Raw genomic sequence first — 22,409 nt, forward strand, 5'->3', positions numbered from 1 at the left:
CGATGACGATCGAGTTCGCCCCCTTCCTGCCATTCCCCTTCCTCGCCGCCCTCGCGGTCATTTCGCTCGCCCTTGCGGCACTCGGCTTCCGCGCCTCCGTTCGGGGGACGGCGCTCCGCTTCCTCGCCGCGCTCGCCGTGCTCGCCGCACTGGCCAACCCGCTGCTTCTCCAGGAAAACCGCGAGCAGCTAACGACCATCGTCCCGGTCGTCGTCGACCGCAGCCAGAGCCAGGAGACGGCCGGACGGCGGGAGATGACCGACAAGGCGCTCGCCGCCCTCAAGGAACGTCTGGCGCGCTTCCCGCTGATCGAGCCGCGCATCGTCGAGGCTGGCGCCGCGGAGAATTCGGATTCGCCCTCGACCCGGCTCTTCGAGGCGCTGAACTCGGCGATTTCCGACGTGCCGCCGGCGCGGGTCGGCGGCGCGATCCTGCTGACCGACGGCCAGGTGCACGACGTGCCCGGCGCCGGCCAGTCGCTCGGCTTTGCGGGGCCGGTGCACGGCCTCGTCACCGGCAAGGCCGACGAGCACGACCGGCGAATCGAGGTCTTGCGCGCACCCCGCTTCGGCATCGTCGGGGAAGAGCAGGAACTGACCTTCCGCGTCTTCGACGACGGGCGCTCGACCAACGCGCCGGCACGCGTGACCGTCTCGATCAACGGTGAGCAGACGGCGACCGTCGACGCGACGCCGGGAGTGGAGACGCCGTTCCCGTTCAAGGTGCCGCGTGGCGGCACCAACGTGGTGGAGCTTGCGGTCGATCCGGTCGCCGGCGAGGTGACGGAAGCGAACAATCAGGCGGTCCATCTCATCCAGGGCATCCGCGAGAACCTGCGCGTGCTGCTCGTCTCCGGCGAGCCGCATGCCGGCGAGCGCGCCTGGCGCAACCTGCTGAAATCCGATGCCTCGGTCGACCTCGTGCACTTCACCATCCTGCGGCCACCGGAAAAGCAGGACGGCACGCCGATCAACGAGCTGTCGCTGATCGCCTTCCCGACGCGGGAGCTCTTCGTCGAGAAGATCGAGGATTTCGACCTCATCATCTTCGACCGCTACCAGCACCGCGGCGTGCTGCCGATCCTCTATTACGACTACATCGCCGAATACGTCCGCAAGGGCGGCGCGCTGCTGATCGCCGCCGGCCCCGAGCATGCAAGCGAGGATTCGATCGCGCTGACACCGCTGGAAACGGTGCTGCCGGCCGCACCCCTCGGCACCATGCACGAGGTGGGCTTCTATCCGCGCCTCTCCGACAAGGGCAAGCGCCACCCCGTCACCCGTGGCCTCGACGGGTCCGCCGTCGAGCCGCCGCACTGGGGCCGCTGGTTCCGCACCGTCGACGTCGAGCCGCCGAAGGGCGAGACGGTGATGACCGGCGACGGCGACCGCCCGCTCCTCGTTCTCGACCGCGCCGGCGAAGGCCGCGTCGCCATGCTGCTCTCCGACCAGGGCTGGCTCTGGGCGCGCGGCTTCGAGGGCGGCGGCCCGCACGTCTCGCTCTATCGCCGCATCGCCCACTGGCTGATGAAGGAACCGGAACTGGAGGAAGAGGCGCTGACGGCCAGAGCTTCCGGCCACCTGCTCGAAGTGACCCGCCAGACGATCGGTGACGCGCCGGGCGCAGCAGTGGTCGAATCCCCCTCCGGCAAGACAGAGAACCTGCCGCTCACCGAGATCGCCCCCGGCCTCTACCGCGGCGAAAAGCGGATGGACGAGACCGGCCTCTTCAAGATCACCAATGGCGAGCTCTCGACGCTCGCTCATGTGGGCGCGGCCGACGCGCAGGAATTCAAGGCGATGATCTCGACCACCGAGGCGCTGGCGCAGGTCGCAGAGCGCAGCAAGGGCTATCTCGGACGGCTCGACGATGGCCGCGGCGTCCTCAAAATTCCCGACATCCTGCCGGTGAGGAGCGACATCCGCGTCAGCGACGACAAGCGGATGTTGATCCGCATGACCGACGAGACGGTGCTGAAGGGGATCGACACGCTGCCGCTCTTTGCCGGTTTCGCCGGCCTTGCCGTGCTGCTGCTCGCGATGTCGGCCATGTGGTGGCGGGAGGGCCGGTAAAGCCGCCCGCCCCGCCCGAAACCCGATGTCGGTCAGCCCTGGTTCGGCGACTGCTGATGATGCGCAATGCGCCAGGTGTCGCCCTCTCGGACGTAGGTGGACGTACAGTAGGCCTCGTAAGCCCCGCCGCCTTCGCGATCCGCCCGCGCACGATAGGCCAGGATCACCACCTTGCCGCCATGCTCCCGCACCATCTGCTCCGACATCGCGACGGAGGACCAGCGCGGCGCGGCCCGGATACTCTCGACGATCCGGTCGCGCTCCAGAATCCCGACAGGACCGAACACCATGATGCAGTCCCCGGTCATCAGCTCTTCATAGGCCGCCGCCCCCTCGCGCCAGAGACGCTCCTCCGTCTTCCAGAAATCCATCATCCCGACCTCCTTTCATGTCCTTGAAAGTGTCGGGAGGGCGAGGATGTTCCGGAGCGCCTGCGCGGACAGGGCCTCGCAGGCCGGCTGCTGCAGTTGGCCGAGGACGAGGCGAAGGCGCGCGGCTGCACCGGCGCCTACATCGACACGATCAACCCGGATGCCCGCCGCGCCTATGAGCGGCAGGGCTACGAGGTTTTCGGTGCGCTGGAGAATTTCATCGGGGACTTTTCGATCACCTGGATGAAGAAGCGGCTCGCCAGAGAAACCGGCGCCTCAGGGGCGCCAGGCGATCACGCCCTTGAGCCTCTCGTGGGCATCGGCGGCAAGCGGCACGGCGAGCACCCGGCCGGGGTCGACGGGTCCGGGAAATTCCAGCGCCTTCCACGCCACCTTCTCGAAGCCGAGCGGCATATAGTAGGGCGGGTCGCCGACGAGGATGACGGCTTCCGATCCGGCGCGCCGCGCCGCATCGACGGCGATGCGGACGAGTTCGCGGCCGATCCCCATGTTCTTGTGGGAGGGGCGAACGGCGAGCGGTCCGAGCAGATGGCCCTTCACCGAGCCGGCGATCACCGGCGTCATGCGCACCGAGGCGATCGTCTCGCCACCGTCGGCGCAGATGAAGGAGAGCGCCCGGTCATGCGGCCCCTGCTCGCGAATGCGCGCGGCGGCACGGGTGTGCCGGCCGGGGCCGAAGGCTTCTTCATTGATGAGTTCGATGACGGCGTCGTGCGACGCATCCTCGGTGAGGTAGACAAGCTGGTGATTTTTCATGGGAAGACCAGGACCGGCAGACAGACAGGGACAAATGGTTCACGGGACGCGCATGAAGCACGTCGGGTAAAACATCAGCGTCGTCGCAGGGTCCGGGTTTCGGCCATCGGTTGTCTTTCCAGATGAGGTATCGACGCCGATAGCAGCATTTTTTTTTGCCGTCTATCGGAAAAACGCAGTGTTCAGCAATCGGCATCTCGCAATTGCCGGCCCATGGCATATTTTCCCGGGCAAGAGACCGCAAAGCAGGAAGGAAATCTGTCATGGGCATGCTCGTCGAGGGCGTCTGGCACGACGTATGGTACGACACCAAGGCGACCGCAGGACATTTCCGGCGCAGTGAGTCGGCCTTCCGCAACTGGGTGACGGCCGACGGCGCACCGGGTCCGAGCGGCACGGGCGGCTTCGAGGCGGAAGCCGGCCGTTACCATCTCTATGTCTCCTTTGCATGTCCCTGGGCGCACCGCACCCTCATCTTCCGCAGGCTGAAGAAGCTCGAGGACCTGATCCCGGTCTCGGTCGTCGATCCGCTGATGCTGGAGAAGGGCTGGGAATTCAAGGACCGCGACGGCGGTACCGTCGATCACCTGTTCGGCGCGAAAACACTCGCGGACATCTACGTGAAGGCGGACCCGTCCTATACCGGTCGCGTGACCGTGCCAGTCCTTTGGGACAAGAAGCGGCAGACGATCGTCTCGAACGAGTCGGCCGAGATCATCCGCATGTTCAACCGCGCCTTCGACGGGCTGACAGGCTCGACCGACGACTTCTGTCCGGAGGAGCTGCGCGCCGACATCGATGCGATCAACGCGAAGATCTACGATACCGTCAACAACGGGGTCTACAAGGCGGGCTTCGCCACCACGCAAGAAGCCTATGAGAGCGCCGTGCTGCCGCTTTTCGAGACGCTCGACTGGCTGGACGACCGGCTTTCGACGCAACGCTATCTCTTCGGCGACCGGCTGACGGAGGCCGACTGGCGGCTCTTCACCACGCTGGTGCGCTTCGATGCCGTCTATGTGGGCCACTTCAAATGCAACATCCGCCGGATCGCCGACTATCCGAACCTCTCGGGCTACCTGCGCGATCTCTATCAGGTGCCGGGCGTCGCCGGCACCGTCAACATGGCGCACATCAAGGCGCATTATTACCGCAGCCACAAGACGATCAACCCGACCGGCGTCGTGCCCGTCGGACCGGAGCTCAACCTCGACCGGCCGCACGGCCGCGAGGCGCTCTCCGAAGCCGCAGCATTCACCAGAGATCGTCTGGCGGGACCTCGCCGCTGAGTTCCCGCAGGCGGCGCTGCGTCGCCGGCGTCACGCCGTGCGGGAGGTCGTGGAGGGCGAAGAAGCCGCTTTCGACGATTTCCAGATCGGGCTTGCGCGGCGCCGTCTGCACCACGTTCGCCCGGTAGAACAGCACGTGGTCGCGGCGGCTGACACGGGTGTTGAAATAGACGTGGAAGAGCTGCGCCGGGCCGGCCAGTTCGAGGTTGCCCTCTTCGCGCAGCTCCTTCGAAAGCGCCTGCAGCGCCGTTTCCCGCCGCTCGACGCCGCCGCCCGGCATGTGCCAGCCGGGCACATAGGAATGGCGCACGAGGAAGATGCGGCCGGCCTCGTCGTAACAGGCAGCCCGCACGCCGAGCGTCATGCCGCGGGAAATCGCGAAATAGCCGTGCAGCATGCGTGTGACCAGTCGGGCGGCGGCGCTGCGTTTCTCTTCGGTCGTCCTGTCGTCCTGCCCCATCGGGCTTGCTCCGGGTCTGCTGCGCCTTTATGAAGGCGCCATGTTCAAGCTCGCGCATATCTCCGACGTTCACCTCGGGCCGCTTCCCGCCCTGACCATCCGTGAACTCGCCTCGAAGCGCATTACCGGATATGTGAACTGGCACCGCAACCGACGCAAGCACCTTTTCGCCAATGCACTTGATCTGATACTCGCGGATCTGCGCCGCCACGCGCCGGACCACCTGGCGATCACCGGCGATCTCGTCAATCTCGCCTCCGGCATCGAGATCCGCCGGGCCGCGGAATGGCTGAAGGAGGCGGGCGCACCGCTCGACACCTCGGTGGTTCCCGGCAACCACGACGCCTATGTTCCCGGCGCGCACGACGAAGCCATCCAGGCCTGGTACGACTACATGCGCGGCGACGACGACCCGCTGATCTGGCGCAAGGGCCACAAGCTCTTTCCCTATATCCGCCGGCGCGGCCTCGTCGCCCTGATCGGCTGCTCCACCTCGCTCGCCACCCCGCCCTTCTCCGCCACCGGCTATTTCGGCAAGCGCCAGGCGCGCGAGACGGCCGAACTGCTGAAGGCCGCCGGCGAGGAGGGCCTCTTCCGGGTGGTGATGATCCATCATCCGCCGATCCGCGGCGCAACCTCCTCGCACAAGCGGATGATCGGCATCCGCCGCTTCGCCGCGGCGATTTCGGTCGGCGGCGCCGAGCTCGTGCTGCATGGGCACACCCATCTCAACACAGTCTACTGGCTGGAAAGCCATGGCCGCAAGGTTCCGGTCGTCGGCATCGCCGCCGCCTCGCAGGGGCCGGGCAGCCATAAGCCGCCCGCCGGCTACAACCTCTTCTCCATCAGCGGAGAACCGAATGCCTGGCGGCTGCAATGGGACCGCCACTGCATCGCCGGTGCGAGCGGCCAGATGACGGTCGATCACCACCAGTTCCTGATCGAATAGCCCGCCCGACCCCTTCGTTCAGGCCGCCGCAGCTCCGATCGCGGCGGCGAGAACGCGCGCCACCTCCTCCGGATACACTTCCGGCAGCATGTGCCCCGCCGTGGGCAAGAGCCGGATCGTCGCCGCTCCTTCGAGCGACTGAGCCTGCCCGACCGGCAGGATGCGGTCCTCAGGCCCCCAGAGAAGATATTTCGGCATCGGCAGGCCGCGGAGATCGCCGACCGGCAACATGCCCTGCCGCGGCTCGCCGGCCTCCGTCGTTTCGGAAAGGATCGCCTTCAGGACCGTCCCGAGCGCTTCGCGTGCACCCGGCGCGCGCCGTGCAGCAAGCATCGCGGCCACCGCTGCCGTCGGTATCGCATGGGCCGGCGCGACCATCGCCTCCATGGCGGTCCGCATCTCCTCCGCCGTGCCGGCAGAGGCGAAAGCGGAAAGGACGGCGCCGTTGATTTCCGGTCCGAAGCCGCCCGGTGCGACGAGCGTCAGGCTCGCCACCTTGTCCGGCGCCTTCAGGGCGAGGATCGCGGCAATCGCCCCACCGAGGGAATGGCCTGCGACATGGAAGCGCTCGATCCCGCGCGCGGCAAGATCGGCGGCGATCGCCTTCGCCATCCGACCGGCGCCGCCAAGGCCATCGGCCTCAAGCGAAAGCCCGTGGCCCGGCAGGTCATAGGCAAGGACGGGGATCGAGGGCGGAAGGTGCCGCAGCACCTCCGCCCAGATGTCGGACGTACCGCCGAAGCCGTGCAACAGCACCAACGGTGCCGCCGCAGCTCCGACGTCGCCCCGGACCTCCGCGTGAAGGCCCATCGCTCAGGCCTTCGCGCGTTCTTCCAGCACCCGGTTCGCCGCCGAGATGATCGCCTCGAGCGAGGCCGCGACGATGTTGGTGTTGATGCCGACGCCGAACAGCGTTCCACCGGGATGGGAAACCTCGACATAGGCGATCGCCGAGGCGTTGGAGCCGTGCTGCAGCGAATGCTCGGAATAGTCCTGCACCGACATCTCGAAGCCGAGATAGGTGGAGAGCGCATTGATGAAGCCGTCGATCGGGCCGGTTCCCCTGCCCTCGATGCGCTTCACCTCGCCGCCGTCGGTGATCTCCGCCGCGACGATGCGCATGCCCTTGTGCGCGGTGTCGGGATAGGTGTGGTGGTCGACGAATTTCAGCCGCGCCTCGGGCTGCGTCACGTAGCGTTCGAGGAAGCGCTCGTAGATGCGCTTCGACGGCAGCTCGACGCCTTCCTCGTCGGTGATCCGCTGGATGTCTTCACGGAACTCCACCTGCAGGTTGCGCGGCAGGTTGATACCGTAGTCCTCCTGCAGGATGTAGGCGATGCCGCCCTTGCCGGACTGCGAGTTGATGCGGATGATCGCCTCGTAGGTACGGCCGACGTCCTGCGGGTCGATCGGCAGGTAGGGCACTTCCCAGACCGGGGAATTGGCCTTGCGGATCGCCTTCATGCCCTTGTTGATCGCGTCCTGGTGAGAGCCGGAGAAGGCCGTGTAGACGAGCTCGCCGACGTAAGGATGGCGCTCGGGAATGACCATCTGGTTCGAATATTCGTAGACCGCCTTGATCCGTTCGATGTCGGAACAATCCAGTTTCGGATCAACCCCTTGCGTGAACATGTTCAAAGCCAGCGTGACGACGTCGACATTGCCGGTGCGCTCGCCGTTGCCGAAGAGCGTGCCTTCGACGCGGTCGGCGCCGGCCATCAGGCCGAGCTCGGTCGCGGCGATGCCGGTGCCGCGGTCGTTGTGCGGATGCAGCGAGACGATGACGTTCTCGCGGTTGTCGATGTTGCGGCACATCCACTCGATCATGTCGGCATAGATGTTCGGCGTCGACATCTCGACGGTGGACGGCAGGTTGAGGATCAGCTTGTTGTCAGCCGTCGGCTTGATGATGTCGATGACGGCATTGGAAATCTCCAGCGCGACGTCCAGTTCCGTACCGGTGAAGCTTTCCGGCGAATACTCGAAACGGTAACCGCCGCCGGCCTTGGCCGCCATGTCGGAGATCATCTTCGCCGCATCGACGGCGATCTGCTTGACACCGGGAACATCCTTGCCGAACACCACGCGCCGCTGCAGCTCGGAGGTCGAATTGTAGAAGTGGATGATCGGCTTGTGTGCGCCTTCCAATGCCTCGAAAGTGCGGGTGATCAGTTCGGGCCGGCACTGCACCAGCACCTGCAGCGACACATCCTCGGGCACATTGCCCTCTTCGACGCACCAGCGGGCGAAATCGAAATCCGTCTGCGAGGCCGAGGGGAAGCCGATCTCGATTTCCTTGAAGCCCATCTCGATGAGCAGCTGGAACATGCGGGCCTTGCGATCATGGCCCATCGGGTTGATCAGCGCCTGGTTGCCGTCGCGCAGGTCCACCGAGCACCAGACCGGCGCCTTGGTGATGGCCTTGCCCGGCCAGGTGCGATCCGGAATGTCGATCTGCGGATAGGGCCTGTACTTCACCGCGGCTTCCGGCATGCCCTGCTTGGCGATGTGGGTCTTGATGTTCATGGTCTTCTTCCTCTTCCGCATTCACCGCCGCTCTCGAAGGCCAGACAATCGCGGCCGGAGCGAACGGAAAATGCTTGGGTCCCGTCGGGACTGCATTAAACTGGTTTCATGGATTTTTCGAGGAGCTGAGCCGGACGGGCTTATCGGCCGCCGGGCGCTCCTCAGTGGACCCGGCAACCGCGGATAAGGCCAAGAAGAAGCGAGTTTAGGGCGAGCACCGGCACGCCGGCCGGGATGCGGCAGGCGGCGGGAACGGTCGTAATCGTGTCGCCCGAAATCTTCATGCCCGTTATATACCGGGCCGATCTACGCGTTGCAAGCGCCTGATGCGCACCGCGCCTCGACAAATGCATGGCTCTATCGCTTCTGCCCATCGCGCCGATGGCAGACAAGCGCCATCAGCGCCATCATCAGACCACCGGCGACAAGCCCCCAGAAGGCGCCCGAAATGCCGCCGAAGGAGACACCGGAGGCAGTGATCAGGAAGGTGACGGCGGCGGCCTCCCGCGTGTCGACCTCCTTGAAGGCGGCGACCGCCGAACCGGAGAAGGCCGCAATCAGCGCAAGCCCGGCAACCGCCTGGATGAGGATCGGCGGCGCGAGCGAGACGAAGGCGGTGACCGCACCGGCGAGCAGCCCGAGCACGACATAGCCGAGGCCGCAGACGACCGCCGCCCAGTAGCGCCTCTTCGGGTCCGGATGCGCATCCTCGCCGGCGCACATCGCCGCCGTGATCGCTGCAAGGTTCACCGCATGGCCGCCGAAGGGCGCGGAAAAGAGCGAGAAGAGGCCCGTCGCCGCAAAGAGCGGCCCCGGCATCGGGTTGTAATGATTGACCTTCAGTACCGCGATGCCGGGAATGTTCTGCGAGGCCATGGTGACGATGAAGAGCGGCAGCGCAATCGAGATCAGCGACGGGACCGTGAAGGCCGGCATCACCAGTTCCACAGGCGGCGCAAGCGAGGCCGCCCAGCTCGCCATCGCCCCTTCCGGCAGGTCGACGCCGAAGGCGATGACCAGCGCGAAGGCCGCAAGTGCGGCCGGCACGGCATAGAGCCGCTTGAAGGCCGCGACCACCGCCCAGGCGGCGAGGATCGGCAGACCGAGCCGGGGATCGAAGGCGATCGCCTTGAACGGCGCAAAGCAGAGCCCGAGGATGACACCGGAGAGCATGGCATTGGCGAGCGGCGCCGGAATTGCCGCGACCGCCCGACCGAGTGGCCGGAAGAGGCCGGCGACGACGATGAGCACGCCACAGACGAGGAAGGCCCCGACCGCAACCGGAAAGCCACCCTCCGGCACGCCGGCGGTCACCAGCAGTGCGGCGCCCGGCGTCGACCAGGCGATCGACACCGGAAGGCGGGTAACGAGGCTCAACACCACGCCGCAGAGGCCCATGGAAACGGACAGCGCCATCAGGCCCGACGCGGCCTCGAGATCGGTCGCCCCGACTCCCTTCAGCCCCTGCAGAACGACGGCAAACGAGCTCGCAAAACCGACGAAGGCGGTGAGCAGTCCCATGAACACGCTTTGCGCGGAAAGGTCTTTCAACATGGCGCGACTCGGCAATGGCGGATGGAGAATGCCGATGGAAGATCAAAAAAGCCCGGCCTTGGCAAGGCAGGGTTGCGACAAACGGGTACGGAGCCCCCCAAACACAACCCCCCGCCGGATGTCTCCGACGGGGGCAAATTCAATCTCCGGGCCTATCGGCTCAGATGTCCGACTGGCTCTCGATAATGCGGGAGACGAGGCCGTATTCCTTGGCCTCCTGCGCCGACAGCCAGTAGTCGCGGTCGGTGTCCTTGGCGATCTTTTCGACCGGCTGGCCGGTGGCGGCTGCGAAGATCTTGTTGAGCCGCTCGTTCATCTTGATGATTTCGCGGGCCTGGATCTCGATGTCGGAAGCCATGCCACGGGTGCCGCCGGACGGTTGGTGCAGCAGGAAGCGGGTGTTCGGCAGGCAGAGGCGCTGTTCCTTCGGAACCGAGACGTAGATCAGCGCGCCGGCGGAAGCGACCCAGCCGGTGCCGATGATCCAGACCTTCGGCTTGATGAACTTGATCATGTCGTGGATCGAATCGCCCGACTCGACATGCCCGCCCGGCGAATTGACGAAGACGCGGATGTCCTCGTCGCTGGCGGCGGCCAGTGCGACGAGCTGGGTGCAGACCTTCTGGGCGAGTTCCTGGGTGATCCCGCCATAGATGAAGATCGAACGCGACTTGAAGAGGTTCGCTTCCGTTTCCTTGCCGAGCGGCAGTTCCTTGCTCTTTTCGTCGTCGTCTTCATTCATCGGACATTCTCCACTTGGGGTTCACTCTCCCGCACATAGTGCGACTCAAGTCCTAAAACAATGCGGGAAAAAGGGGAAGCTCCGAACCGGTGAACAGGCGGTTAGCGCGAGGAAAGCGCGAGAGACACGCGACGGTGCCCCCTGCCCGCCAATGACGGCTATCGCGATATCCGCGTCGAGAGAATGATCGAGGAGAGCGTGCGCTCGACGCCTGCCAGTTCGCCGATCCGGTCGATCAGCCGGTCGAGCTCGGCGATCGAGGCCGCGGCAATGACGGCGATCAGGTCGAAGGGACCGTTGACCGAATGGAGCGTCGTCACCTCACGGATCGCCGCAAGCTCGGCGGTGACCGCCGAGAGCGACTTCGGCGCGATGGTGATCAGCACGTGCGCGCGCACGAGCCCGCTCAGATAGGCGTCCGAAAGCTTCAGCCCGTAGCCGGCAATGACACCGTCGCGTTCCAGCCGCTCCAGCCGTGCCTGCACGGTCGTCCGCGACAGGCCGAGCCGGCGCGCCAGCGTCGCGACCGGCATGCGGGCATTCTCGCCGAGCAGCGCCAGCAGTTCCTGATCCTTGGCCGAAATTTGCATTTTGTCCATTTCTTTCGCCGATCTGCCGATACAAGCACATCATATCGCACAATCCGCCGCTATGAAACGATCAATCACGGCGTCATTCTGATGCTATTCAATTTCATTCTTCCAAGGGGACATCAATGAAGGACATTGTCGTAATCGGCGCAGGCAAGATCGGCGGCGCAATCGCCCACATGCTCGCCGCGACGGGCGACTACCGCGTGACGGTATCCGACCGCAGCCGCGAACAGCTCGGCGCGATCGCCCCGCACGAAGCCGTTTCCACCGCCGCCGTCGACATCTCCGACAGCGCCGCGCTGGACGCCCTGCTTTCGGGCAAGTTCGCGGTCCTGAGCGCCGCGCCGTTCCACCTGACGGGTGCGATCGCCGAGGCCGCCGCCCGCACCGGCATCCACTATCTCGACCTGACCGAGGACGTCGCCACCACCCGCAAGGTGGAAGCCCTCGCCAAGGGCGCGAAGGGCGCCTTCATTCCGCAATGCGGGCTCGCCCCGGGCTTCATCTCGATCGTCGCCCATGATCTCGCGACCGGCTTCGACACGCTGGACAGCGTGCGCATGCGCGTCGGCGCCCTGCCGCAATATCCCTCGAACGCGCTCAACTACAACCTGACCTGGAGCACCGACGGGCTGATCAACGAGTACATCGAGCCTTGCGAGGCGATCGTCGAAGGCAAGCTCGTCACCGTTCCGGCCATGGAAGAACGCGAGGAATTTTCGCTCGACGGCGTCACCTACGAGGCCTTCAACACCTCGGGCGGCCTCGGCACGCTCTGCAAGACGCTTGAAGGCCGCGTGCGGACGATGAACTACCGCACCATCCGCTATCCGGGCCACCAGTCGATCGTGAAGGCGCTCCTGAACGACCTCAACCTCAAGAACCGCCGCGACGTGCTGAAGGACCTCTTCGAGAACGCGCTGCCGGCGACGATGCAGGATGTCGTGGTGATCTTCGTCACCGTCTGCGGCGCCCGCGAAGGCCGCTTTATGCAGGATACCTACGCCAACAAGGTCTATGCCGGCGTCGTCGCCGGGCGCAAGATGAGCGCGATCCAGATCACCACCGCCGCCGGCATCTGCACCGTGCTCGATATGCTGGCAAACGGCGAACTGCCGCAGCAGGGCTTCGTCCGCCAGGAGGAAATCAGCCTCGAACGCTTCCTCGCGAACCGCTTCGGCCGCGTCTACGATCCGGAAACCTTGCGCCTGCCGAAGGCTTCGTAAGCCGCCGCATTTCGCTCCGACGAATCAGACATCCGGGTGAGAGTGTCCGCACTCTCACCCGTTTTCGTTTCCGAGAGGCCTCTCATGCGGAAGGCGCCCGGTTGAAGGTGCCGACGCCCGGTCGCCGTGTTTGCATTCTGGGGGCGGTCACGTCCCGCAAAAGGTCCGGGCGACCCGTTCTTCCGGCTTCGGCGGTGCCATGAAGGCGGCAAATTCCAGCCGTTCCTCGTAGGGTTTCGCCGTGGCCTCCAGCATCCCCTCGAAAGGCGCGAAATCACCGGCGAGACCGGCGGCGATCACCTCTTCGATGCGGTGGTTGCGCGGGATGACGGCCGGGTTGACCCTCTCCATCGCCGCCTGCCGTGCAGATGGCGCAAGCGGTTCCGCGTTTGTCCGCGCACGCCAGCGGGAAAGCCAGTCCGCGACACCCTCCGCATCTGTGAAACGTTCCAGCAGGAGCGCGTCCGGCCCGCCGCCGGCGAGCTTGGCAAGCGCCCGGAACGTCAGCGTGAAATCGGCCTCGCCCCCGTGCATCAGCGCGAGCAGGTCATTGACGAGCGGGAGGTCCTCCGGGTCGTCTCCGGTGAGACCAAGCTTCTCGCGGAAGGCATCGAGCCAACGCGCCTGGAAGACCCGGCCGAACTCGGCGAGCGCCTCGTTGGCCGCTTCGACGTTCTCGTCCTCGCGTCCCCCCATCAGCGGCAGCAAGGTCTCGGCAAACCGCGCCAGATTCCATTGGGCGATGCCCGGCTGATTGGCATAGGCGTAACGGCCGCGCTGGTCGATCGAGGAGAAGACCTTGCGCGGATCGTATTCGTCGAGGAAGGCACAGGGGCCGAAATCGATGGTCTCGCCGGAAACGGTCATGTTGTCGGTGTTCATGACGCCGTGAATGAAGCCGATCGACATCCACCGGGCGACGAGCGCCGCCTGGCGGACGGCCACCGCCCGGAAAAGTGCGAGATAGGGATCCTGCAGGTCCGCAAGCTCGGGATAATGCCGGGCGATCACATGACCGGCAAGCGCGCGCAAACCGTCGATGTCGCCACGGACGGCGAAATACTGGAATGTGCCGATGCGGACATGACTCGCCGCGACCCGGGTCAGGATCGCGCCGGGCAGCGCCGTTTCGCGATAGACCGGCTCACCCGACAGAACCGCGGCGAGCGCCCGCGTCGTCGGAACGCCGAGAGCGTGCATGGCTTCGGAGACGATATATTCCCGCAGCACCGGTCCGAGCGCCGCGCGACCGTCACCCTGCCGGGAGAACGGTGTCTCGCCGGCCCCCTTGAGCTGGATGTCGCGGCGGACCCCGTGCCGATCGAGCACCTCGCCGAGCAGGATCGCCCGGCCGTCGCCGAGCTGCGGCACGAAATTGCCGAACTGGTGACCCGCATAGGCCATGGCAACCGGAGCGGCTCCTTGCGGCAGCGCATTGCCGCTGAAAAGGCGCGCAAGTGCGTCGTCGTCGAGTGCGCCGAGATCAAGGCCGAGCTCGTCGGCGAGAGGTGCGTTGAACCGGATGAGGCGCGGTGCAACGACCGGGCGGGGCTGCACGGGCCTGAAGAAACGCTCGGGCAAACGGGCATAGCTGTTGTCGAAGGCAATCAAGCTTGTGTCTCCTTCCCCGAATCCATGCACGCGGCCAGACGGCTGACATCCCGAATATGGGGTCGCTGGCCGGCGGGGCAAGCGGTGAGTGGTGGAAAGCCGCCGTCGGTCGCTTTTCCGGGGGTTGTATCGCCCTTTTTTGGGCGGACCGGGCACGCCCTGTTGTCTCGCCTTTTGCCGGCGAACTAACGTCGCCGACACAAGCCGACAGATGGAGAGGGCCCCGCGGCCATGCATGCGACGGGAACAGTCTGCCGGATGGCTGGGAAACGACAGGGGTATCCGACATGAAGATCCGTCTCGCCGCACTGGCGCTTGCGGCTGCAACGCTCGCGGGCTGCACAACCACCGAAGAAGCCAATACCGTCATCCAGTCGCGCTGGATCGGCCAGCCGGCCGAACTCTTCTTCTCCCGCTACGGGCCACCGGTCTCGGAATTCCGTACCGGCACCGGCAACACGATCTACACCTGGCGCGGCGGGGAGAAGACGCAGTACATTCCCGCACAGTATTCCACACCGGCCGAGCAGCCGGTCTACGGCAAGACGGTCACGAAGACGACGAGCCGCGAAAAGGAGCCCGGCGTCACCGTCACCAAGACCACGACGAGCAGCATGGGCGTCTACGTACCGCAGCAGCCGCAGATGATTTCTCCCGCCCGCGTCGAGGAACTCTTCTGCGAGGTGCAGATCACCGTCGACGCGACCGATCGCATTCGTGCGATCCGGGCCAGCAACGACACGACGGGCGAAGGCCTCAGCCTGTCGCGTTGCGCCGAGGTTCTCGACGCCCAGAAGTAAGGCGGACCGCCGCGGCGTTCCGCATACGATGTCGCAATTGCCGATCCCGGCGCCGCAAGGGCTCCGGGATCGTTCTTTCCGGTGTGCATATCTTCGCGGGAACGAAAATTGCCGCCGAACCGGACTGACCGGCTTACGTCAGACGTTCGGATGGCCTATAGCTTCAGGCAGGCGCGACCGATGTCCGGGCGCCGTGTCGACCAAACCGAGGGACAAGAGATGTTCAAACGCCTTTCGCTTTCCGCCGCCTTCCTCGCCGCCGCCGCGGCTCCGGCCTTCGCACATCTCGATCCGGCCGAGCACGGCTCGCTGATGGCCGGCGTGTCGCACCCCCTCGGCGGTGTCGATCACGTGCTGGCGATGGTCGCAGTCGGCCTCTGGGCTTCACAGATCGGCGGGCGGGCGCTCTTCGCCGTTCCCGCAGCCTTCGTGACCACGATGGCCGCAGGCTTCCTGCTTGCGGTTTCCGGCATCGGCCTGCCCTTCGTCGAGCCGGCCGTGCTCGCCTCCGTCATCGGCCTCGGCCTGCTGGTCGCAACCGCCGTCCGCCTTCCGGCCGCGGCATCGGCCGCGATCGTCGGCGTCTTCGCTCTCTTCCACGGCCACGCCCATGGTGGTGAACTCGGTGCTGCCGGCGCCGTCCAGTTCGGCCTCGGCTTCCTCGTCTCCACCGCGCTGCTGCATGCAGCGGGCGTCGGCCTCGGCATCTCGCTGTCCCGCATGGGAACGATCACCACCCGCCTTCTCGGCGCCGCGACCGCGCTCGGTGGCGCTGCTCTCATCTTCGGCTGATCCGACACGGGCGGCAGCGGCCGCCCTCTCCTATAGCCGCTGCGAAGGCCGGGTTCGCCCGGGAACCTTCGCGGCGGTTTTGCGTTTGGGCAGTCCGGCAGCGCCATGACGAAGCAGCAGGCGTGTCGGCGCGTGAGCAAAATATTCTCATTTGCTCGTTCAATTCGCGCTTTTCTCTCCTCCCAACGCAATTCCGATCTGACATTAAAACGCCATCCGAAGAGTGACCCGAAAGGAAAACACGATGAGCTGGCTCAAGACGATCGCCGCGGCGGCAGCGCTGCAAACACTGACCCTCGCGCCCGTTCTGGCGGGTGAAAACCTCGACCAGATCAAGTCGGCCGGCGTCTTCAAGATCGGCACCGAAGGCACCTATGCGCCGTTCACCTTCCACGATGCCGAGAACAAGCTCGTCGGCTTCGACGTCGAAATCGGTGAAGCCGTCGCCGGGAAGCTCGGCGTGAAGGCGGAATTCGTCGAAGGCAAGTGGGACGGCCTCATCGCCGGGCTCGACGCCAACCGCTACGACGCCGTCATCAACCAGGTCGGCATCACCGAGGCGCGCAAGCAGAAATACGACTTCTCCGATCCCTACATCGCCTCCAAGGCCGTGCTGATCGTCAAGGACGACAATACCGACATCAAGGGCTTCGCGGACCTCAAGGGCAAGAAGTCGGCCCAGTCGCTCACCAGCAACTTCGGCAAGCTTGCCGAGGAAGCCGGTGCCGAACTCGTCGGCACCGACGGCTTCGACCAGTCGATCCAGCTCGTGCTGACCGGCCGCGCCGACGCCACGATCAACGACAGCCTCTCCTTCCTCGACTTCAAGAAGCAGAAGCCGGATGCGCCGGTGAAGATCGTCGCCGAGAAGGCCGATGCCGACTATTCCGGCATCATCGTCCGCAAGGGCGATCCGGAGCTCGTCGCCGCGATCAACAAGGCGCTCGCGGACATCAAGGCCGACGGCACCTACCAGAAGATCTCGGAGAAGTATTTCGGCGCCGACGTTTCGAAGTAGCGGCCCTCCCCTTGTGGGGATGATCGGACCGAAGGTCCGGAGTGGGGTGACCACGCCGGACCTTTTTCTCTCGGCTGGAAGGGTTTCACTCCACCTGCAGCTTCGCAGCGACCTCCCCGTCGAAGGAAGGTGGGGAGCGCCTCCGCCGCCTGCACAACACGCCGATCGGACACGCCTTCGCTCTCGGGGCTGCCTCTCCGACCTTGACTGACACGCGGCAGGGGCGTTGGTTCGCCTTTGCCGCAAAACCACTTTAGTCCGCTCCCACAAGGACGATGCCATGCCGCACTGGCTGCAACTGATGATCGATTCGCTCCCGACCCTGCTTTGGGCCGGTGTGAAGTTCACCATTCCGCTGACGCTTCTCTCATTCGTTCTCGGACTGTCGCTCGGCCTCGTCGCCGCGGTGACACGGCTCTTCGCGCCGAAGCCGCTGGTGCTTGTCGCCCGCTTCTACGTCTGGGCGATCCGCGGCACGCCGCTCTTGGTGCAGCTCTTCGTGATCTTCTACGGCCTGCCGAGCATCGGTATCCTGCTCGACGCCTTCCCGGCCGCGCTGATCGGCTTCACGCTCAACGTCGGCGCCTACACCTCCGAGATCATCCGCGCGGCCATTGCCTCGGTGCCCAAGGGACAATGGGAGGCAGCCTATTCCACCGGCATGACCTGGAGCCAGGCCATGCGCCGCACGATCCTGCCACAGGCGGGCCGGGTCGCGGTGCCGCCGCTTTCCAACACCTTCATATCACTGGTCAAGGATACCTCGCTCGCCGCCGCGATCACCGTGCCCGAACTCTTCCAGTCGGCGCAGCGCATCGTCGCCACCACCTATGAGCCGCTGATCCTCTACGTGGAGGCCGCCTTGATCTACCTCGCCATGAGTTCGGTTCTCTCGGCGCTGCAATCACGTCTCGAAGTCCGTTTCGGCCGCTACGGCGGCATGCTGGAGGCCAACCGATGATCGAACTGTCCAACATCGTGAAGCACTTCGGCGAGGCGGTGATCCTCAACGACATCTCGCTCACCTTTCCCGAAGGCAGCGTGACGGCGCTCGTCGGCCCCTCCGGCGGCGGCAAGAGCACGCTGCTTCGATCGATCAACCTCCTCGAACTCCCTACCTCCGGGTCCGTCCAGGTCGGTGACGACCGGGTGGAGTTCGCGCCGGACCGTAAGGCGCCCTGGATGGCGATCCAGAAAATCCGCTGCGAGACCGGCATGGTCTTCCAGAACTTCCAGCTCTTCCCGCACCGAACGGCCATCGAGAACGTCATGGAGGGACTTCTCGTCGTCCAGAAATGGTCCCGCGAAAGGGCGCGCGCCCGCGCAGTCGAACTGTTGACCAAGGTCGGCATGGCTCACAAGGCGGATGCCTGGCCCGCCAATCTTTCCGGCGGCCAGCAGCAGCGCGTGGCGATCGCCCGCGCGCTCGCCCCCTTCCCCAAGGTCCTCCTCTGCGACGAGCCGACATCGGCGCTCGATCCGGAACTCGCGGGCGAGGTCGTGGACGTCCTGAGCAAGCTTGCGAGCGAAGGTACGACCATGGTGATGGCGACGCATGATCTGCGCCTTGCCTCGCGGATCGCCAATCAGGTGGTCTTTCTGGATGCCGGTCAGGTGGTGGAGAAGGGGAGCGCCGAACAGATCTTTCGCGATCCGCAACGCGAACGCACCCGCCGCTTCGTCTCCTCGATCAGCGCCGCCCAGACGCTCTGAGCGGCAACGCCGCGCCACTGGCCTCGGTCATGACTGCGGGCGTGCCTGCGTGCGACTGCCGGCCAGCAACTTGTCGATGTCCCTGACCGAGACGGGTTCCGAAAACAGGAAGCCCTGCAGTTCGTCGCAGCCGATCGCCGTCAGGAATAAGCTCTGCTCCTGCGTCTGCACACCCTCGGCGGTCGTCTTCACTCCCCTGGCGTGCGCCATGTTCACGATCGCCTGTACGATCGCTTCGTCGCCGCGCGACTTGCCGAGCCCGTCGATGAAGGACTTGTCGATCTTGATGTGATCAACCTCGGTGTCAAGCAGGCGGCCGAAGGTGGAGAAGCCTGTCCCGAAATCGTCGAGCGCGATGGCAATGCCGAGCTCGCGAAGAGCCTTTATGTTCGCGACGCAGGTGGAAGTGCTGTCCATCCAAGCTGTTTCGGTGATTTCGAGCTCCAGTCGATGCGGATCGAGACCAGTCGCCTCCAGGATCGACTTGACCTCCGACGCTAAGCCAGGGGTACGCCACTGGATCGGCGAGACGTTGACCGCCACGCTGCCGATCTGCCATTTCGCCGCCGCCCTGCAGGCCTCCTCGAGGACATGGCGCCCGAGCGCTCGTATGAGGCCTGTCTCCTCGGCGATCGGGATGAAGAAGGTCGGAGACAACCAGCCGCGCGTTGGATGATACCACCGCACCAGCGCCTCGACGCTGATCAGGTCGCCGGTCTGCGCCCGGTACTTCGGCTGGTAGAGAACCTCGAACTGGCCGGTTTCCTTGAGCGCGGTATGGAGATCGCGCTCGATCTCCGCCCGTTCCCTGATGATGACGTCCATGTGAACGCCGAAGGCGGTAAAGCGTCCCCGCCCACTCGCCTTGGCATTGTAGAGCGCGACATCCGCCTTGCGGGTGAGTTCGCTGCGGTTCGTACCATGAAGAGGCGAATAGGCCGCACCGACCGAGACACCGGCGAAGGTGGTCTTGCCCTCTACGACGAAGGGTTCGGCGATCGAGGCGACGATCCGCGCGCCGAGCGTTTCCACCTCGGACACCTCCACGAAGGGCACGAAGATGTTGAACTCGTCGCCGCCGACGCGGCAGAGACGTCCGTTCTGCGGCAGCAGTGCGCCGATCCGCTTCGCCACCTCCTGGATGACACTGTCGCCGGCACCGTGTCCCAGCGTGTCGTTGATCTGCTTGAACCGGTCGAGATCGAGATAAAGCACGGCGATCTGCGGCACCACGCCCTTGCTCGGCGTCAGCGCCGCGTCCAGTGCGCGTTCGAAGGCCGTGCGGTTCAGTAGCCCGGTCAGGGCGTCGTGATTGGCGAGGAAGCGAATACGCTCCTCCTGCGCACGGTTCACCTTGAGGCGCCGATAAAGGGCGAGAAGAAAGAGCGCGAGCGTGATGATCAGCAACACCAGTGCACCGACGAGCGCCGGTGAGATCGAGGCGAGGAATGCCGAGCCCGGGCGGTAGGGACGCCAGTCGAAATAGCCGACGAGCTGCCCACTGTCGGCGACGACCGGCAACTCGGCCGTGCCGGGCAACTTCTGCGACACCGGCGAGAAGAAGAGACCGTGGAAGCCGTACTCGGTCGAAAGTTCCTGCAGAAAGTCGCTGTCGAGATACTTCACGGCGACGTGCAGATACTCCTCGCCCGGAACCTGCTCGATCTCGCCGCTGTCGGACACCACGGGCTTGACGCTGACGATCGCCGGATGCTCGCCGACCCTGCTGAAATCACTGACGCCCGGAGAGAGCACGCGATCGCTGACCTGACTCTTGTCCTGCCGGCGCAGGATATCGCGCAGACGCGCCGCCAGCGGCTCGGCGACCGGGCGGAAACGCTCGAACGTCTCCGGACCGCCGATCTTGCCGTCCGCATAGGCGTAGATCGGTCGATCGGTCGCATCGAGGACGAAAGCCGCGTCGTGGCCGAAATACGTGATCATCCACCTGCCGAGATTGCCGTCGATCCACTCGTCGCGTTCCTGGCTCGGCGGCTCGCGCATCTTCTCCACGGCCTCGTCCCAGACCGTTGAGCTTTCCTGGTCGTGGGCGACCTGCGAACGCAACTGGCCGATGACGTGGTCGGCGATCTGGACCTGTCGGGCTTCCGACTGAGTATCGATGACCCGGGTGGCCCAGGTCAGGAAGACCTGCGCGGCGATCACCAGCGCGATTATCCCGCAAACGGTGAGGAGGACCACTTTGAGGGGAAAGGTCGCGATCCTGCGACGGTCGGCGCCTCGTTCCATGCCTGTCCATACCTCCCTGACCCTGCAGCCATCGCACGCCAGTTGTTAACGGGCGGCTTCCGTTCACGGTTTATGAAGTGCTAACGCAAGATGTTGGGGAGAAAGACGAAACGGTCCGCCCCCTGCCGAGCTCGCACCGTTTCGCGCAGGTCGGCAGACACTGCCGCGGCCTCCGGCCGGTGCTCACGATTCAGCCGCGGCCGCGATAGGTCGGAACGCCCTGGTCGGGAAGCCATACGCCGGCGGGCGCCTCGCCCGTCTGCCAGAACACGTCGATCGGGATGCCGCCGCGCGGATACCAATAGGCACCGATCCGGAGCCATTTCGGCTGCAGGAGGTCGACCAGCCGCTTGGCGATGTAGATTGAGCAGTCCTCGTGGAAGGCACCGTGATTGCGGAAGGAAAAGAGGAAGAGCTTCAGCGACTTCGATTCTACCAGCCAGTCGCCGGGAATGTAGTCGATGACGATATGGGCGAAGTCGGGCTGGCCCGTCATCGGGCAAAGCGAGGTGAACTCGGGCGCGGTAAAGCGGACGACGTAGTCTGTCCCGGCATTGCCGTTCGGCACGCGCTCAAGGACAGCCGACTCCGGGGTCGTGGGCGCTTCGACGGACTGACCTAGCTGGGTCAGGCCGGAAACGTCGGTCTTGCTCATCATGAAACTCCTTCAGATTTCGACGCCGTTGCCGTGCGCCATTTCATTCTCCGGCTCGACATGGATCGTGACGCGCGTCCCGGGCAAGGCCTTGTGCAAGGCCATTTCCAGCCGGTCGCAGATCACATGGGCCTCACCCACGGTCATCTTGGAGGGTACCACCAGGTCGAAGGCGACGAAGGTGGCGGCACCGGCGCGACGTGAGCGGAGATAATGCACCCCGAGCGAGCCCTCGCAATTCTCCTTGATCGCCTGCTTGATCGCCTCTTCTTCCTCGGGCTCGACGGCCTGGTCCATGAGGCCGGCAACGGAGTGGGAAATCACCTTCCAGCCCTGGAAGATGATGTTGAGCGCAACGAGAATGGCAAGCAGCGGATCGAGGATCGCGTAGCCGGTGACTATGGCAAGCACAAGACCAATCAAGACGCCACCCGACGTCACGACGTCGGAAAGCACGTGATGGCCGTCCGCCTGCAAAGCCGGGGAGCGATGCCTCTTGCCGACGCGAATGAGCGTCAAGGCCCAGGCGCCGTTGATGGCAGCGGCGAGCGAGTTGATCGCAAGACCGAGCACCGGCGCCTCGAGAAGCTTCGGATTGGGGAGAGCAGCGACTGCTTCCTGAAGGATGAGCAACGCCGCGACGACGATCAGCACGCCTTCGAGAACGGCGGAGAAATACTCCGCCTTGTGGTGGCCGTAGGGATGGCTCGAATCCGCCGGCTTCTGAGCGTAGCGGATGACGAAGAAGGCGACCACAGCCGCCACCACGTTGACCGTCGATTCCAGGCCGTCGGAGAGCAGCGCGATCGACCCCGTCACCTTCCAGGCGACGAGCTTCAGCCCCATGACCCCGATGGAAAGGGGGATACCCCAGAAGGCCAGGCGCTGTACCAGACCGTTGCTCTCTGTCGTCATCTTCCGTCGCCCCTGCACTTGCAAGCGAATTGCATTCGCTACTTCCACAACGACGAAACCGCCCACGGGCGGTGGACGGTTTCGCAATGAGGTCTC

At 65.2% G+C, this 22,409-nt stretch carries 21 protein-coding genes and 1 pseudogene; 10 read left to right on the forward strand and 12 right to left on the reverse strand.

Features of this window, described 5'->3' with window-relative positions:
* Nucleotides 1-2: 2 nt before the first annotated feature.
* A complete protein-coding gene (locus tag ACM6UT_RS00810; protein WP_416795477.1) occupies nucleotides 3-2,072 on the forward strand; it encodes a hypothetical protein in 2,070 nt (689 codons plus the stop codon).
* Nucleotides 2,073-2,104: 32 nt separating this feature from the next.
* Here the strand turns inward: ACM6UT_RS00810 and ACM6UT_RS00815 are convergent, their stop codons facing one another.
* Nucleotides 2,105-2,446 carry a nuclear transport factor 2 family protein gene (locus ACM6UT_RS00815; RefSeq protein WP_416795478.1) on the reverse strand — a complete coding sequence of 114 codons (342 nt, stop codon included), beginning with the start codon at nucleotides 2,444-2,446 and terminating at the stop codon, nucleotides 2,105-2,107.
* A gap of 57 nt (nucleotides 2,447-2,503) precedes the next feature.
* On the opposite strand from ACM6UT_RS00815, the pseudogene ACM6UT_RS00820 reads away from it, so the two are divergent.
* A pseudogene (locus ACM6UT_RS00820) lies at nucleotides 2,504-2,623 on the forward strand (GNAT family N-acetyltransferase); the annotation flags it as partial.
* Nucleotides 2,624-2,719: 96 nt separating this feature from the next.
* Here ACM6UT_RS00820 and ACM6UT_RS00825 read toward each other — a convergent pair.
* Nucleotides 2,720-3,220 (reverse strand): GNAT family N-acetyltransferase, encoded by a 501-nt coding sequence (locus ACM6UT_RS00825; RefSeq protein WP_416795479.1) that lies wholly within the window; start codon nucleotides 3,218-3,220, stop codon nucleotides 2,720-2,722.
* A gap of 263 nt (nucleotides 3,221-3,483) precedes the next feature.
* On the opposite strand from ACM6UT_RS00825, the gene ACM6UT_RS00830 reads away from it, so the two are divergent.
* Nucleotides 3,484-4,509 (forward strand): glutathione S-transferase family protein, encoded by a 1,026-nt coding sequence (locus tag ACM6UT_RS00830; protein ID WP_416795480.1) that lies wholly within the window; start codon nucleotides 3,484-3,486, stop codon nucleotides 4,507-4,509.
* On the opposite strand, the gene ACM6UT_RS00835 is transcribed toward ACM6UT_RS00830, so the two are convergent.
* Nucleotides 4,475-4,969, reverse strand: coding sequence for an NUDIX domain-containing protein (locus ACM6UT_RS00835; protein WP_416795481.1), 495 nt, complete (start codon nucleotides 4,967-4,969; stop codon nucleotides 4,475-4,477). The genes ACM6UT_RS00830 and ACM6UT_RS00835 overlap by 35 nt on opposite strands.
* 40 nt (nucleotides 4,970-5,009) lie before the next feature.
* Here ACM6UT_RS00835 and ACM6UT_RS00840 point away from each other — a divergent pair, with 40 nt between their 5' ends.
* Nucleotides 5,010-5,918, forward strand: coding sequence for a metallophosphoesterase family protein (locus tag ACM6UT_RS00840; protein ID WP_416795482.1), 909 nt, complete (start codon nucleotides 5,010-5,012; stop codon nucleotides 5,916-5,918).
* Between the two features lie 18 nt (nucleotides 5,919-5,936).
* Here the strand turns inward: ACM6UT_RS00840 and ACM6UT_RS00845 are convergent, their stop codons facing one another.
* From ACM6UT_RS00845 to ACM6UT_RS00865, 5 genes are all read right to left on the reverse strand, one after another.
* Nucleotides 5,937-6,728 carry an alpha/beta fold hydrolase gene (locus ACM6UT_RS00845; protein WP_416795483.1) on the reverse strand — a complete coding sequence of 264 codons (792 nt, stop codon included), beginning with the start codon at nucleotides 6,726-6,728 and terminating at the stop codon, nucleotides 5,937-5,939.
* A 3-nt stretch (nucleotides 6,729-6,731) separates the two neighbouring features.
* Nucleotides 6,732-8,444, reverse strand: coding sequence for a 2-isopropylmalate synthase (gene leuA / locus ACM6UT_RS00850; protein ID WP_416795484.1), 1,713 nt, complete (start codon nucleotides 8,442-8,444; stop codon nucleotides 6,732-6,734).
* A gap of 357 nt (nucleotides 8,445-8,801) precedes the next feature.
* On the reverse strand, nucleotides 8,802-9,998 hold the full coding sequence (locus tag ACM6UT_RS00855; protein WP_416795485.1) for a benzoate/H(+) symporter BenE family transporter: 1,197 nt from the start codon (nucleotides 9,996-9,998) through the stop codon (nucleotides 8,802-8,804).
* Nucleotides 9,999-10,158: 160 nt separating this feature from the next.
* Nucleotides 10,159-10,740 carry an ATP-dependent Clp protease proteolytic subunit gene (locus tag ACM6UT_RS00860; RefSeq protein WP_416795486.1) on the reverse strand — a complete coding sequence of 194 codons (582 nt, stop codon included), beginning with the start codon at nucleotides 10,738-10,740 and terminating at the stop codon, nucleotides 10,159-10,161.
* A 158-nt stretch (nucleotides 10,741-10,898) separates the two neighbouring features.
* The gene (locus tag ACM6UT_RS00865; RefSeq protein ID WP_416795861.1) at nucleotides 10,899-11,330 is read right to left on the reverse strand and encodes an Lrp/AsnC family transcriptional regulator; all 432 of its coding nucleotides are present in this window, start codon (nucleotides 11,328-11,330) and stop codon (nucleotides 10,899-10,901) included.
* A 125-nt stretch (nucleotides 11,331-11,455) separates the two neighbouring features.
* Between ACM6UT_RS00865 and ACM6UT_RS00870 the strand changes: the two genes are divergently transcribed.
* A complete protein-coding gene (locus ACM6UT_RS00870; protein ID WP_416795487.1) occupies nucleotides 11,456-12,559 on the forward strand; it encodes a saccharopine dehydrogenase family protein in 1,104 nt (367 codons plus the stop codon).
* A 147-nt stretch (nucleotides 12,560-12,706) separates the two neighbouring features.
* Here ACM6UT_RS00870 and ACM6UT_RS00875 read toward each other — a convergent pair whose 3' ends face one another.
* Entirely contained in the window at nucleotides 12,707-14,170 is a 1,464-nt protein-coding gene (locus ACM6UT_RS00875) for a protein adenylyltransferase SelO (protein WP_416795488.1), read from the reverse strand.
* Between the two features lie 287 nt (nucleotides 14,171-14,457).
* Between ACM6UT_RS00875 and ACM6UT_RS00880 the strand changes: the two genes are divergently transcribed.
* The 5 genes from ACM6UT_RS00880 (at nucleotide 14,458) to ACM6UT_RS00900 (ending at nucleotide 18,493) form a co-directional block, all read left to right on the forward strand.
* Nucleotides 14,458-14,970, forward strand: a complete 513-nt coding sequence (locus ACM6UT_RS00880) for a hypothetical protein (RefSeq protein WP_129332307.1) — start codon at nucleotides 14,458-14,460, stop codon at nucleotides 14,968-14,970.
* Between the two features lie 219 nt (nucleotides 14,971-15,189).
* Entirely contained in the window at nucleotides 15,190-15,762 is a 573-nt protein-coding gene (locus ACM6UT_RS00885; RefSeq protein ID WP_416795489.1) for a HupE/UreJ family protein, read from the forward strand.
* Between the two features lie 244 nt (nucleotides 15,763-16,006).
* The gene (locus ACM6UT_RS00890) at nucleotides 16,007-16,780 is read left to right on the forward strand and encodes an amino acid ABC transporter substrate-binding protein (protein WP_416795490.1); all 774 of its coding nucleotides are present in this window, start codon (nucleotides 16,007-16,009) and stop codon (nucleotides 16,778-16,780) included.
* Nucleotides 16,781-17,060: 280 nt separating this feature from the next.
* A complete protein-coding gene (locus ACM6UT_RS00895; RefSeq protein ID WP_416795491.1) occupies nucleotides 17,061-17,741 on the forward strand; it encodes an amino acid ABC transporter permease in 681 nt (226 codons plus the stop codon).
* On the forward strand, nucleotides 17,738-18,493 hold the full coding sequence (locus tag ACM6UT_RS00900) for an amino acid ABC transporter ATP-binding protein (RefSeq protein ID WP_416795492.1): 756 nt from the start codon (nucleotides 17,738-17,740) through the stop codon (nucleotides 18,491-18,493). Before ACM6UT_RS00895 ends, ACM6UT_RS00900 begins: the two co-directional genes overlap by 4 nt.
* Before the next feature lie 27 nt (nucleotides 18,494-18,520).
* Here ACM6UT_RS00900 and ACM6UT_RS00905 read toward each other — a convergent pair whose 3' ends face one another.
* The 3 genes from ACM6UT_RS00905 to ACM6UT_RS00915 all read right to left on the reverse strand — a co-directional run bounded on the left by ACM6UT_RS00905 (nucleotide 18,521) and on the right by ACM6UT_RS00915 (nucleotide 22,313).
* On the reverse strand, nucleotides 18,521-20,743 hold the full coding sequence (locus tag ACM6UT_RS00905) for a putative bifunctional diguanylate cyclase/phosphodiesterase (RefSeq protein WP_416795493.1): 2,223 nt from the start codon (nucleotides 20,741-20,743) through the stop codon (nucleotides 18,521-18,523).
* A gap of 190 nt (nucleotides 20,744-20,933) precedes the next feature.
* Nucleotides 20,934-21,398 (reverse strand): preQ(1) synthase, encoded by a 465-nt coding sequence (gene queF, locus ACM6UT_RS00910; RefSeq protein ID WP_416795494.1) that lies wholly within the window; start codon nucleotides 21,396-21,398, stop codon nucleotides 20,934-20,936.
* A 12-nt stretch (nucleotides 21,399-21,410) separates the two neighbouring features.
* On the reverse strand, nucleotides 21,411-22,313 hold the full coding sequence (locus tag ACM6UT_RS00915; protein WP_416795495.1) for a cation diffusion facilitator family transporter: 903 nt from the start codon (nucleotides 22,311-22,313) through the stop codon (nucleotides 21,411-21,413).
* Between the last annotated feature and the right edge of the window lie 96 nt (nucleotides 22,314-22,409).

Origin of the sequence: Ciceribacter azotifigens (assembly GCF_048159625.1) — a bacterium.
In the GTDB taxonomy this organism is placed as follows: domain Bacteria; phylum Pseudomonadota; class Alphaproteobacteria; order Rhizobiales; family Rhizobiaceae; genus Allorhizobium; species Allorhizobium azotifigens.